Below are 12,251 nucleotides of genomic sequence, written 5' to 3'. Positions count from 1 at the left end.
GCAAAGGCGCCGCCGCCCGGCGCGGGGCAAGCCCGCACACCACAACCTGTTGCAACAACTACAACAAGCTCAGGAGCAACACCATGGATACCGTGAAACTCGCCACCCGCCGCTGGTGGTACATCATGCCGATCGTTTTTATCACCTACAGCCTGGCCTATCTGGACCGCGCCAACTATGGCTTCGCCGCCGCCTCCGGGATGGCCGAAGACCTGATGATCACCCCCGGAATGTCGTCGCTGCTCGGCGCGCTGTTTTTCCTGGGCTACTTTTTCTTCCAGGTGCCGGGGGCGATGTATGCCCAGAAGCGCAGCGTTAAAAAGCTGATCTTTGTCAGCCTGATCCTGTGGGGCGGCCTGGCGACGCTGACGGGCGTGGTGTCCAACGCCTATATGCTGATCGCCATCCGCTTCATGCTCGGGGTGGTCGAAGCGGCCGTGATGCCGGCGATGCTGGTGTACCTGTGCCACTGGTTCACCCGTGCCGAGCGCTCCCGCGCCAATACGTTCCTGATCCTCGGCAACCCGGTGACCATGCTGTGGATGTCGGTGGTCTCGGGCTACCTGGTGCAGCACTTCAGCTGGCGCTGGATGTTCATCATCGAAGGTTTGCCGGCGGTGATCTGGGCCTTTATCTGGTGGCGCCTGGCCGATGAGCGGCCCAAGGATGCCAAATGGCTCAGCGACAGCGAGAAACAGGATCTGGAAACCGCCCTGGCCGCCGAGCAGGTGGGCATCAAGGCGGTGAAGAACTACGCCGAAGCCTTCCGCTCGCCCAAGGTGATCGTGCTGGCCCTGCAGTTTTTCTGCTGGAGCATCGGCGTGTACGGCTTTGTGTTGTGGCTGCCGTCGATCCTCAAGGCGGGTTTGAAAATGGATATGGTCGAGGCCGGCTGGTTGTCGGCCCTGCCTTATCTCGCGGCGGTGATCGGCATGCTGGTGGTGTCGTGGGGCTCGGACAAACTGCAAAAGCGTAAACGCTTTGTGTGGCCACCGTTGCTGATTGCCTCCATCGCGTTCTACGGCTCCTACACGCTTGGCGCCGAACATTTCTGGTGGTCCTACACCTTGCTGGTGATCGCCGGTGCCTGCATGTACGCGCCCTACGGTCCGTTCTTCGCCATCGTCCCGGAAATCCTGCCGGCCAACGTCGCCGGTGGCGCCATGGCGCTGATCAACAGCATGGGCGCGCTGGGTTCATTCGGTGGTTCGTACCTGGTGGGTTACCTCAATAGCAGCACCGGCTCGCCCGGCGCCTCGTACCTGCTGATGAGCGGCGCGTTGCTGCTGTCGGTGGTGCTGACGATTTTCCTCAAGCCCGGCGCCAGCGATCGCGTACGGGCGCCAACCCTGGAGTTGAAGGTCAAAACCTCATGAAAAAGTCTGTTGTGCTGTACAAAAAACTCTCCGCGCCGCTGATGGCTCGCCTGCATGAACAGGCCGATGTCACGCTGATCGACGCGCTGGACGACACGGGCCTGGCCAAACTGCGCGACGCGTTGCCCAGCGCCCATGGCCTGCTCGGCGCCAGCCTGCGCCTGGATGCCAGACTGCTGGACCTGGCGCCCCACCTGGAAGCGGTGGCCAGCGTCTCGGTGGGGGTCGACAACTACGACATCGACTACCTGACCCGGCGCGGCATCCTGCTCAGCAACACCCCGGACGTGCTCACCGAAACCACTGCCGACACCGGTTTTGCGTTGATCCTGGCCACCGCACGCCGGGTGGTCGAGCTGGCCGACATGGTGCGCGCCGGCCAATGGAACAAGAACATCGGCCCGGCGCACTTCGGTACCGACGTGCACGGCAAAACCCTGGGCATCATCGGCATGGGGCGCATTGGTGAAGCCCTGGCGCAGCGCGGGCATTTCGGCTTCGGCATGCCGGTGATCTACCACAGCCACTCGCCCAAGCCGCAGGTGGAACAGCGTTTCGGCGCGCGGTACCGCAGCCTGAACGAGTTGCTGCAAGAGGCTGACTTTGTCTGCCTGACCTTGCCGCTGACCGCCGAAACCGAGAAGCTGATTGGCGCCGAGGCATTCAGGCGGATGGGGCCGGAGACGATCTTCATCAACATCTCGCGGGGCAAGGTGGTGGACGAAGCGGCGTTGGTCGAAGCCTTGCAGCAGCGCACCATCCGGGCGGCGGGGCTGGATGTGTTCGAGCGTGAGCCGCTCAATCACGAGTCGCCGTTGCTGCGGTTGAACAACGTGGTCGCCACGCCGCATATCGGCTCGGCAACCCAAGAGACGCGCGAGGCGATGGCCAAGTGTGCGGTGGATAATCTGTTGCAGGCGCTGGCTGGGCAAAAGCCGACTAACCTGGTGAACCCGGGGGCCTGGAAGCCATAGCCTCTGAAAAAAAAAGAGAGCAATTGTGGGAGGGGGCTTGCTCCCGATAGCGGTGGGCCAGTCACTGATTTACTGAATGACCCACCGCTATCGGGAGCAAGCCCCCTCCCACACTCCCACACTCCTACATTTTTGGCCTTATTGCAGGTCAGATAACGAAGCGCGCCACCATCCCATTCAGGTCCACCGCCAGGCGCGACAGCTCATGGCTGGCCGCGCTGGTCTGGTTGGCACCCGCCGCCGACTGGGTCGCCAGGTCGCGGATGTTGACCAAGTTGCGGTCCACCTCGCGAGACACCTGCGCCTGCTCTTCCGAGGCACTGGCAATCACCAGGTTGCGCTCGTTGATCAGGCTGATCGATTGAGTGATCTGCTCCAGGGCCACACCGGCGGCGCGAGCCATTTCCAGGGTGGCATGGGTACGCTGGTTGCTCTGCTGCATCGACTGCACAGCTTCGCCGGTTCCGCTCTGGATGCCGGCGACCATTTTTTCGATCTCTTGAGTCGACTGTGCGGTGCGATGGGCCAGCGCCCGCACTTCGTCGGCCACCACCGCGAAACCGCGCCCGGCTTCACCGGCGCGGGCCGCTTCAATCGCGGCGTTGAGCGCCAGCAGGTTGGTCTGTTCGGCAATCGCGCGGATCACGTCCAGCACTTTGCCGATATCACGTCCCTGGGACGCCAGGCCCTCGATCAGCACCGAAGTGCTTTGCACATCCTGGGTCATCGTCTGGATGGCCTCGACGGTTTCGACCACGCGGTCGCGTCCCGCACGGGCGGCCTGGTTGGACTGGCCGGACGCTTCGGAGGTCGACACCGCGTTACGCGCCACCTCTTCCACGGCAGCGGTCATTTCGTTGACGGCCGTGGCGGCCTGGTCGATTTCATTGTTCTGTTGTTGCAGGCCCCGGGACGCTTCCTCGGTGACCGCACTCAGCTCTTCGGCGGCGGAGGACAACTGTGTGGCGGAGCCGGCGATATGCTGGATGGTCTGGCGCAGGTTGGCTTGCATGGCGGACAAGGCACTGAGCAAACGCGCCGGTTCGTCCTTGCCATCGTCCTCGATCACTTTGCTGAGGTTGCCACCGGCGATGGTCTCGGCCACTTCCACGGCTTTGCGCAATGGCGTGACGATGCTCCTGGTCAGCGCCCAGGCCAGACACACTGTCAGCAAAGCGGCTACTACCGAGACCACGATGACACCGATGATGGCACTTTGATAACTCTGCTCGGCATCATCATTGGCCTGCCGGGCATCGGCCACATTGATCGCGATCAGCTTGTTCAACTGTTCACCCATCTGATCGGTGCCGTCCTTGATGCGGGTGTTGATCAGGGTACGCATGTCATCGAGCTTGCCTTGCTTGGACAAAGCCAGCATCTCGGCCTGGGCCTTGATGTAGTTGTCCAGGGTGACGATAAACGTCTTGTACAAGGCCGCCTCCTCCGGGCCGGCTGGCATCACCGCATAACCGGCCTGAGCGGTTTTCACTTTATCAAGCAATACACCGATACGGGTTTCGGCCTCCTGCAGGCCCGCCGCCTCACGGTTGACCAGCACCCGAAATGACAGGATACGCAAGCGCAGTACGTTCTCCGTGATAACCCCCAGATAAGTGACGCTGGGCAGTTGGTTGGTGGCCATGTCCGCCGACGCCTGACGCATCAACGTCATGCGATTAACCGCAAACATTCCCAATACCACGACCAATAAGGCAATCAATGCAAAACCGAGAGAAGCTCGAGGGGCAATATTCAGATGGCGAAGGGACATAGATGCGCTCTCATAAGATGTGTTTGCATGCGTCCCTGCCGCGAACGATCCGTCGGCGTCAACGCGCGGCTCAGACCTTGGTCACCATTGTTGTAATTGATAGGTGACCTGCCCAGGCTATCGGCAAGCACCGGCGGTTTATGCAGGGTCTTTATAAATATTTTTTTACACTTCTGACGATTAGCAGTTTCTGGCATCCTGCGTCTCCATTTTCTGACCCGAGCCCTCATTTTGTCTGACGCTCATGCCCCCCAACCGCGCTATAAATCCGACCTGATCTACGGCCTGGAAGACCGTCCGCACTTCACCGCGGCGATCTTTGCCGCGTTACAACACGTGCTCGCCAGTTTCGTCGGGATCATCACGCCCACCCTGATTGTAGGCGGTGTTCTGGGACTGGGTAGTGAAGTGCCGTACCTGGTGAGCATGGCGCTGTTCGTCTCGGGGCTGGGGACTTTTGTGCAGGCGCGCAAGTTCGGCCCGGTGGGTTCCGGCCTGCTGTGCCTGCAGGGCACCAGTTTTTCGTTTATCAGTGTGATCCTCAGCGCCGGCTTCATGGTCAAGGCCCGGGGCGGCGGGACCGATGAAATTCTCTCGACGATCTTCGGTATCTGTTTTTTTGCAGCCTTTATCGAAGTGGTGCTCAGCCAGTTCATCGGCAAACTGCGCAAACTGATCACCCCGGTGGTCACCGGCACCATCATTACCCTGATGGGTTTGTCACTGATCAAGGTGGCGGTCACCGACATGGCCGGCGGCTTTGGCTCCAGCGACCTGGGCGCGGCGGGCAACATGGGGCTGGCGGCACTGGTGCTGCTGACCATCGTGGTCCTCAACCGCTTCAGCAACCCGTTCCTGCGCCTGGGTTCGATCGTGATCGGCCTGACCCTGGGCTTTGTCGTGGCTTGGTGGATGGGCCGCGTGGACATGGCCGCCCTGCCCCAGGTGCCGCTGATCAGCGTACCGGTGCCGTTCAAGTACGGGTTCTCGTTCGACTGGGTCGCGTTTATCCCGGTTGCCGTGATCTTCCTGATTTCGCCGCTTGAAGCGGCCGGTGACCTGACCGCCAACTCGATGATTTCGCAACAGCCGGTCAAGGGCCCGCTGTATATCAAGCGCATCAAGTCCGGCCTGCTGGCCGACGGCCTCAATTCGGCCATGGCCGCCACCTTCAACAGCCTGCCGATGGTGACCTTCGCCCAGAACAACGGCGTGATCCAGCTGACCGGCGTGGCCAGCCGCTACGTGGCGTACTTTATCGCCGGCCTGTTGGTGTTACTGGGGTTGTTCCCGATGATCGGCGCGGTACTGCAACTGATGCCCAAGCCGGTGCTCGGTGGCGCGACGCTGATCATGTTCGGCACCGTGGCCGTGGCCGGGATCAAGATCCTCGCCGAAGCCGGGCTGCACCGACGCAACGTGCTGATCGTGGCGATCTCCCTGGGCATGGGCCTGGGCGTCGCCGCCGTACCGGAAGTGTTGCGCGACCTGCCCAAGGCCCTGCACAACATCTTTGAATCGCCGATCACCGTGGGCGCATTTTGTGCGATCTTGCTGAACATTTTCCTGCCCGAAGAGTTCATAGAGCTGGAAGAAGACGAATTCGACCCGGAGTCTTCTACCCTCAAAGTCATGCAAGACCCGGACGTTACGCAATAGGAGCAACTTTCAGATGCGCAAGCTCATGGTTCTATCGTTACTGCTGCTGACCTTGAGCGCCTGCGCGCTGTTCCCCCACCGCGACCCGGTCAACATTACGGTGGTGGGGATCGAGCCCCTGCAAAGCCAGGACCTGGAAGTGCGTTTCGCCGTGAAGCTGCGGGTACAGAACCCCAATGAAACGGCCATCGACTACAGCGGCATCGCCCTGGACCTGGACGTCAATGGCCGACCGCTGGCATCAGGCGTGAGTGACCAGGCAGGCTCGGTGCCGCGCTTTTCCGAGACCGTGCTGATGGTGCCGGTGAGTGTGTCGGCATTTTCCGTACTGCGCCAAACCCTGGGCCTGAGCCAGACTCAAAGCCTGAACAACCTGCCCTACGTGCTGCGCGGCAAGCTGGCGGGCGGGTTGTTCGGCACCATGCGCTTTGTGGAGCGTGGCACGTTGGACCTGCCGAACACGGCTACCTGGTAACGACCATGCAACCGACCTTGCTCACCGAACGACTGATCCTGCAACCACTGACCCTGGACGACGCCGAGGGCATCCAACAGCAATTCCCGCACTGGGAAGTCGTGCGCTACCTCAACGCCCTGGTGCCCTGGCCCTATCCGGCCGATGGCGCACGCACCTATCTGGAACAAATCGCCCTGCCCGCCATGGCCCGTGGTAAGGAATGGCATTGGTCGATCCGCCTGAAAAGCGCGCCGGACAAGTTAATCGGCAATATCAGCCTGATGGACGAACACGATAACAACCGTGGTTTTTGGCTCGGCCCACAATGGCAAGGGCAAGGCTTGATGCGCGAAGCCTGTGCGGCGGTGAACGACTACTGGTTTGGCGTACTGGAGCGGCCACTGTTGAGGGTGCCCAAGGCGGCGCCGAACCTGGCGTCGCGCCGGATTTCCGAGCGTGAAGGGATGCGCCGGGTGCGCACGGATCAAGGCGAGTTCGTTGAAGGCACCTTCCCGCGGGACCTCTGGGAAATGACTCGCGAGCAATGGCTGGAATACCCACGCCTGAGCCAATGAGGCCGCAAATGTGGGAGCCGGCCCTCCCACACAGTTGAGCGGTGTTCAGTCAGCGATGAAGCGTACGCCCGGCTTGGCCCGCTCATCGACCGTCAACTCAAACACATCCGGCCGGGCGTAATGCCCCACCACGTCGTAGTCATAGCGCGCACGCACCAGCTCGTCCGTATCGATCTGCGCCGTCAACAAGCCTGCCTCACCGCGCAATGGCCCGGCGAGCACATCGCCCATCGGCCCGACAATCACACTGCCGCCCGCGATCAACGGGCGCTGCGCCGGCCAGTTGGCCACTTCCACACCCAGCGCCTCGGGCGATGGCTGCACCTGGCAGGCGCTGACCACAAAACAGCGACCTTCGTGGGCCACATGGCGCATGCTGACTTGCCACATCTCGCGTTCATCCACGGTCGGCGCGCACCACACTTCGACGCCCTTGGCGTACATTGCCGTGCGCAGCAACGGCATCATGTTTTCCCAGCATACGGCGCCGCCGATGCGCCCTATGGCGCTGTCGATCACCGGCAGGGTCGAGCCGTCGCCCTTGCCCCAAATCAATCGTTCGGTGCCGGTGGGCATCAGCTTGCGGTGCTTGGCCACCAGGCCGCCCGTCGGTTCGAAATACAGCATGGTGCAATACAAGGTGCTGCCACTGCGTTCGATCACACCGAGCACCAGGTTCGCCCCCGTACGCGCCGACAATTGGGCCAGCGCCTGCGTCTCCGCGCCCGGCACATCAATGGCATTGGCAAAATAGCGGGCGAAGGCTTCACGGCCTTCGGGCAGGCGGTAACCCAATTGCGTGCCAAACCCTTCACCTTTGGGATAACCGCCCAGCAGGGCTTCCGGCATCACCACCAGTTGTGCGCCGCTGCGTTTGATTTCTTGCTCATACGCCAGGATTTGCTCAAGGGTTTCGGCCTTGCCACCAGGCAAGGCACCGATTTGCAGGGCTGCCACTATCGAAACAGGCATCAGGTTCACTCCGAATGAGGGGGGTTGCCCATTTTCCCGCCAGCCTGGATCATGAATAAAGCCCACTTCAGTGCTAAATGATATGAGCCAAATGAATATTACCCAGGTCGACCTGAACCTGCTGAAAACCTTCGAAGCCCTGCACGACGAGTCGAGTGCCAGCCGGGCGGCCCTGCGCCTGGGTGTCACGCAATCGGCCATCAGTGCGGGTTTGCGACGCCTGCGCGAGGTGTATGGCGACCAATTGTTCGTGCGTACCGGACGTGGCCTGGCGCCGACGTTGCGCGCCAATCAATTGAAACCGGTCATCAGCGAAGCGCTGGACCGCTGTCGCCAAAGCCTGGCAATGGTCGACCCGGGTAACCAGCAGTATCAGGGACGCTCGGTGGTGGTGGGTTTGTCCGATGATTTCGAGATTGCCTATGGCCGTCGGCTGATGGAGGCAATCGCACAACGCGCACCGAAACTGCGGGTGATTTTCCGTCAGACCCACAGCCAGATTGTCGCAGCCGCCCTGCTTGATCGCACCCTCGACCTGGCGATCACCGCCGGTGGTTTCGCCCAAGGCCGGCTGAGTCGCCAAGTATTGGGAGAAGGTGATTACCGCTGCCTGGTGGACTCGGACCAGGCCAGCATCAGCCTGGACGAGTTCGTCACACGCGAACATGTGCTGGTGTCGTCAGGCGGGTTTATCGGGATTACCGATGAGGGGCTGGCGGCGCAGGGGTTGAGCCGCCAGGTGTGTGCATCCACCAGCCACTTTGCGGCGCTGCCGTACTTGCTCAAGGGCAGCCAGGCGGTCGCCACCATTCCGGGGCACGCCGCCGAGGCGATTGCGCGCATGACCGGCTTGCGCGTACTGCCCTGCCCGCTGGCGCTGCCGCGCTATCCGGTGGAGTTGGGCTGGCGCACCCAGGCCCAGCTCGACCCCCTGTTGCTGAAGGTACGCGAGGCGATCGTGGCGTGCTTTATTTAGCCGCCGCCATCAGCTTGTTGACTTCACTGCGCACCATATTGGAAAACTCCGGCGGCGACATTCCGTCGAGTTCCGCGCGGACCCATTCGGCCCACTTGCCCTTGCGCTTGGCACGCTCGCCGAACAGCCGCGCGGCCTCCCCCTTGGCCTTGCCCAGGTTGGTTTGCCACAGCTCGTAAAGTCGGGACTTTTCATCTTCCAGCTCGGCGCGTTCGGCGAGGGTCTTGTTGGCGAGATTGAAGCTCATGTTGAATTACCTGCTGCACAAATAGGCGACATCTTACACTGTAGGTCGAAACTTCCTGATCCGGATTTAGCCTTCGACGGCCCCGGCGCAAAAAAACTGCAACTTTTGCCGAGGCCCGATACTCCATTGTTCACTGTCACATCCACTTGCAAGGAGTCACCCAATGGCCCGCAAAACCGCTGCCCAAGCCGTCGAAGACCAAATCAAGGATCAAGCCTTCAGCGAATTGACCGCGCTGATCGAAGAGTCGGACAAGCTGCTCAAAAGCAGCGCATCCCTGGTGGGTGAAGAAGGAGAAACCCTGCGCGAGCAGGTTGCCATCAAACTCAAGCAAGCGCTGGACTCGGTGTCCAACGTACGTGAACGCAGCAAGCCGGTGGTCGATGCCACCGAAACCTACATCGGTGGCCACCCATGGCAGACCGTGGCGATTTCCGCAGGCTTCGGCCTGGTCGTCGGCCTGTTGCTGGGTCGCCGCAACTGATCGAATCGGGCTGCGCCAGCGCTGGCGCAGCCTGTTTTATTCGCCGGCCAGCTCTCGCAGCCGCGCCAACTCCTCGGCATCCACCTCGATACCCTGCGCGTCCGACCGCTCCCGTGTGCGATGACGCCGATCCCCCGGCAACCGCCGCAACCCTGCCGCATGCATCTGGCGCACCAATTCCTGGCTACGCTCGGCAAAGCTTTGCCCGGCGGTCTTGCTCGGGTCGATCACAATCAGTAACTGCCCCGTCCAGGGCGTACGTGCCCCCGGATGGTCGGCCCAATTGAATTCGAAAGAAAAATTGCCGCCGGTCAAGGCCGCCGCCAGCAACTCCACCATCATCGACAAGGCCGAGCCCTTGTGCCCGCCAAAGGGCAGCAACGCGCCCCCTTCCAATATGGCCTTTGGATCCTGGGTCGGCTGGCCCAAGCTGTCCACGCCCATGCCTGGCGGCAGGCGCTCGCCCTTGCGTGCCGCGATCTGCACATCGCCATGGGCGATGGCGCTGGTCGCCAGGTCAAACACAATCGGCGCGCCATCGGCACGCGGGGCGGCGAAAGCAATCGGGTTGGTACCGAACAACGGGCGGTCGGCGCCATGGGGCACCACGCAGGTCATGCTGTTGACCACGCTCAACGCCACCAGGCCCTCTTCGGCGAACGGCTCGACGTCCGGCCACAACGCGGCAAAGTGATGGGAGTTATGAATGGCCAACAGTGCAATTCCGGCACTGCGGGCTTTTTCCACCAGCAGCGGGCGCGCAGCCTCAAGCGCCGGCTGGGCGAAACCATTGCCGGCATCCACCCGAACAAAACCTGAGGCGACATCGGTAACCACCGGTTCGGCCTTGCCATTTACCCAGCCGCTGGCCAGGGTGCTGACATAACCGGGTATACGGAAAATCCCGTGGCTATGCGCGCCATCGCGCTCGGCGCCGGCACAGTTGCGGGCCAAGGTCGCGGCCACCTGCGGCGAGGTACCGTGCAGTACGAAGACCCGATGCAGCAACGCCACCAGCTCGGCAAAACCGATGCGGACCAACGCCCGCTCATGGACCTGTGACATCTGAAGCTCCGATTTTATGATTGGAAGGGGCAACAAGACTGGGTAGCCAGGCCGACGATTAAACACCGGGGGGCAAGCCCACTGTCAACCTGCGTTTTTCGGTGCATTCAGAAGCATAGGTATCTACACAAATGATGACCCTGACGCGCTGTTTGCTGTGTTTTTGATCTTGCTTGTGATCTTGATCTCAGGCGCCCCGTTAAACCACGCTGGCCGAACGCAGGCTTGAATCCGTGGGTAACCCGGCAGGACGCCGGGTTAGCCGCCCCGCGCCATGGATGGCGCGTGGCGGTGGCCCACGGATTCAAGCCTGTGTTCGGGCACACCGAGCCTGAGCGAGGTGCCGAGTGGTGGGGCAAGGACCTTTTGGTTACTTTTGGGTCCTTCCAAAAGTGACCCGCTGTAAGAGCGGAACCCTAAGCCGCCGTTACCGCAGCAATGGATATGTACGCGATCTACCTAACATCCCGGTCGGCTGACAAACTGCCACGGGAGCAAGCTCCCTCGCCACAAGGTTCCAGCTTGGCACCAGAGTTATGGAGATACCCAGGCCTCAGGAAGGCAACAAACGAGAACCACTCCCAATTGAAATGCAATCACCATGATGGCAGTTCTCGTCATCCTGCTACGGAGGTTAGAATGTGCGAAATCAGGATGAGTTGATGACCGAAAAGTCCCTTTCAGAAGCCGAATATGACGCCATCACCGATGCGGCCGCGCATTGGTGCATGCGCATGCACGCCAGCGATTGCACGCACGCTGAACGTCAGGCTTTTGCCCAATGGCACGACGCCCACCCCCTGCACGCTTTTGAATACGCCGCGATGCTGGAGATCTGGGACGTCGCCGACCACCTGCCACGCCATGCGCCCAGCGCTGGGGCAGTACCGCTGCCGTTCAAGCCACGCAGCCGTTGGCGCACTTATGCGGTCGCAGCGGCGATCAGCCTGGTGGCATTGCCCCTGGCGGCCTTCACCGGCTGGGAAGCGGGCTGGGTGCCCAGCGCTTATGAACGCTATGACGCCACGCACGGGTTGCGCCAGGTCACCTTGGGCGATGGCAGCCAGGTGGAACTCAACCTGGGCACAGAGTTGGTCTACAGCAACTATAAGGACCAGCGTCGGGTCACGCTGAAAAAAGGCGAAGCCTTCTTCAACGTCAGCCACGACCGTGCCCACCCGTTTATCGTGCAGGCCGGCGAAGGCCAGGTGCGGGTCACCGGCACCCAGTTCAATGTCTGGAAATATGAAGACCAGGTGCGGGTGACGCTGTTGGAGGGCTCGGTACAGGTCGCCAGCGACAACCTGCACGCCAGCGTACCGCTGAACCCTGGCATGCAGGCCAGCTATCAACCCGGCGACGCGACACCGCGCGTGCAGGCAACCGCCCCCGACGATACCGCGCTGGCCTGGCGCCAAGGCAAGCTGATCCTCGACAACCTGGCGCTTTCCGACGCATTGCCTTTGATCAACCGCTACCTGGACAAACCGGTGATGCTGGCGGACGCCAGTACCGGGGCGATTCGCATCGGTGGCATCTACAACATCAACGAGGTCAACAACCTCATCCCGTCCCTGCCTAAAGTGCTGCCGGTCTACCTGACCCAGAACCTGGAAGGCAACCCCGTCCTCAATTCCATCCCGCGTAAAGCCCCCAAAGGTTGAGCCTTCTACCTGCCAAGGCCGCTTCGTT

12 protein-coding genes are annotated in these 12,251 nt (G+C 61.6%); 8 read left to right on the top strand and 4 right to left on the bottom strand.

The window, feature by feature from the left end:
- The first annotated feature begins 83 nt into the window (after positions 1-83).
- Positions 84-1,376, top strand: coding sequence for an MFS transporter (locus JBE38_RS04515; protein WP_090371428.1), 1,293 nt, complete (start codon positions 84-86; stop codon positions 1,374-1,376).
- Positions 1,373-2,350, top strand: a complete 978-nt coding sequence (locus JBE38_RS04510) for an NAD(P)-dependent oxidoreductase (protein ID WP_090371430.1) — start codon at positions 1,373-1,375, stop codon at positions 2,348-2,350. The genes JBE38_RS04515 and JBE38_RS04510 overlap by 4 nt, the downstream gene beginning before the upstream one ends.
- Positions 2,351-2,498: 148 nt before the next feature.
- On the opposite strand, the gene JBE38_RS04505 is transcribed toward JBE38_RS04510, so the two are convergent.
- Positions 2,499-4,124 (bottom strand): methyl-accepting chemotaxis protein, encoded by a 1,626-nt coding sequence (locus JBE38_RS04505; protein WP_205343673.1) that lies wholly within the window; start codon positions 4,122-4,124, stop codon positions 2,499-2,501.
- 231 nt (positions 4,125-4,355) lie between these two features.
- On the opposite strand from JBE38_RS04505, the gene JBE38_RS04500 reads away from it, so the two are divergent.
- The 3 genes from JBE38_RS04500 to JBE38_RS04490 are packed head-to-tail and all read left to right on the top strand — an operon-like array spanning position 4,356 to position 6,815.
- The gene (locus JBE38_RS04500; RefSeq protein ID WP_205343672.1) at positions 4,356-5,783 is read left to right on the top strand and encodes a nucleobase:cation symporter-2 family protein; all 1,428 of its coding nucleotides are present in this window, start codon (positions 4,356-4,358) and stop codon (positions 5,781-5,783) included.
- A gap of 13 nt (positions 5,784-5,796) precedes the next feature.
- On the top strand, positions 5,797-6,258 hold the full coding sequence (locus tag JBE38_RS04495) for an LEA type 2 family protein (protein WP_090371436.1): 462 nt from the start codon (positions 5,797-5,799) through the stop codon (positions 6,256-6,258).
- Positions 6,259-6,263: 5 nt separating this feature from the next.
- Positions 6,264-6,815 carry a GNAT family N-acetyltransferase gene (locus JBE38_RS04490; protein WP_104993476.1) on the top strand — a complete coding sequence of 184 codons (552 nt, stop codon included), beginning with the start codon at positions 6,264-6,266 and terminating at the stop codon, positions 6,813-6,815.
- Positions 6,816-6,860: 45 nt separating this feature from the next.
- On the opposite strand, the gene JBE38_RS04485 is transcribed toward JBE38_RS04490, so the two are convergent.
- Positions 6,861-7,787: a carbon-nitrogen hydrolase family protein gene (locus tag JBE38_RS04485; protein WP_205343671.1), complete on the bottom strand. Its 927-nt coding sequence runs from the start codon at positions 7,785-7,787 to the stop codon at positions 6,861-6,863.
- 82 nt (positions 7,788-7,869) lie between these two features.
- Here JBE38_RS04485 and JBE38_RS04480 point away from each other — a divergent pair, with 82 nt between their 5' ends.
- Positions 7,870-8,763 (top strand): LysR family transcriptional regulator, encoded by an 894-nt coding sequence (locus JBE38_RS04480; RefSeq protein ID WP_090371440.1) that lies wholly within the window; start codon positions 7,870-7,872, stop codon positions 8,761-8,763.
- Here JBE38_RS04480 and JBE38_RS04475 read toward each other — a convergent pair.
- Positions 8,756-9,010, bottom strand: coding sequence for a hypothetical protein (locus tag JBE38_RS04475; RefSeq protein WP_060757089.1), 255 nt, complete (start codon positions 9,008-9,010; stop codon positions 8,756-8,758). The genes JBE38_RS04480 and JBE38_RS04475 overlap by 8 nt on opposite strands.
- Positions 9,011-9,173: 163 nt before the next feature.
- Here JBE38_RS04475 and JBE38_RS04470 point away from each other — a divergent pair, with 163 nt between their 5' ends.
- Positions 9,174-9,494 (top strand): DUF883 family protein, encoded by a 321-nt coding sequence (locus JBE38_RS04470; protein ID WP_016979401.1) that lies wholly within the window; start codon positions 9,174-9,176, stop codon positions 9,492-9,494.
- A 36-nt stretch (positions 9,495-9,530) separates the two neighbouring features.
- Here JBE38_RS04470 and JBE38_RS04465 read toward each other — a convergent pair whose 3' ends face one another.
- On the bottom strand, positions 9,531-10,559 hold the full coding sequence (locus JBE38_RS04465) for an Ldh family oxidoreductase (RefSeq protein ID WP_060757090.1): 1,029 nt from the start codon (positions 10,557-10,559) through the stop codon (positions 9,531-9,533).
- A gap of 662 nt (positions 10,560-11,221) precedes the next feature.
- Between JBE38_RS04465 and JBE38_RS04460 the strand changes: the two genes are divergently transcribed.
- On the top strand, positions 11,222-12,223 hold the full coding sequence (locus JBE38_RS04460; protein ID WP_205343670.1) for a FecR family protein: 1,002 nt from the start codon (positions 11,222-11,224) through the stop codon (positions 12,221-12,223).
- Positions 12,224-12,251: the final 28 nt, after the last annotated feature.

The organism is Pseudomonas sp. ICBG1301, from assembly GCF_016918385.1.
GTDB classification, from domain to species: Bacteria; Pseudomonadota; Gammaproteobacteria; order Pseudomonadales; family Pseudomonadaceae; genus Aquipseudomonas; species Aquipseudomonas palleroniana.
This window is presented reverse-complemented; position numbering and strand designations above follow the sequence as displayed.

Coding starts and splice junctions, on each gene's coding strand:
- JBE38_RS04515 (WP_090371428.1), top strand. CDS start 84: ATGGATACCGTGAAACTCGCCACCCGCCGCTGGTGGTACATCATGCCG.
- JBE38_RS04510 (WP_090371430.1), top strand. CDS start 1,373: ATGAAAAAGTCTGTTGTGCTGTACAAAAAACTCTCCGCGCCGCTGATG.
- JBE38_RS04505 (WP_205343673.1), bottom strand. CDS start 4,124: ATGTCCCTTCGCCATCTGAATATTGCCCCTCGAGCTTCTCTCGGTTTT.
- JBE38_RS04495 (WP_090371436.1), top strand. CDS start 5,797: ATGCGCAAGCTCATGGTTCTATCGTTACTGCTGCTGACCTTGAGCGCC.
- JBE38_RS04490 (WP_104993476.1), top strand. CDS start 6,264: ATGCAACCGACCTTGCTCACCGAACGACTGATCCTGCAACCACTGACC.
- JBE38_RS04485 (WP_205343671.1), bottom strand. CDS start 7,787: ATGCCTGTTTCGATAGTGGCAGCCCTGCAAATCGGTGCCTTGCCTGGT.
- JBE38_RS04480 (WP_090371440.1), top strand. CDS start 7,870: ATGAGCCAAATGAATATTACCCAGGTCGACCTGAACCTGCTGAAAACC.
- JBE38_RS04475 (WP_060757089.1), bottom strand. CDS start 9,010: ATGAGCTTCAATCTCGCCAACAAGACCCTCGCCGAACGCGCCGAGCTG.
- JBE38_RS04470 (WP_016979401.1), top strand. CDS start 9,174: ATGGCCCGCAAAACCGCTGCCCAAGCCGTCGAAGACCAAATCAAGGAT.
- JBE38_RS04465 (WP_060757090.1), bottom strand. CDS start 10,559: ATGTCACAGGTCCATGAGCGGGCGTTGGTCCGCATCGGTTTTGCCGAG.
- JBE38_RS04460 (WP_205343670.1), top strand. CDS start 11,222: ATGACCGAAAAGTCCCTTTCAGAAGCCGAATATGACGCCATCACCGAT.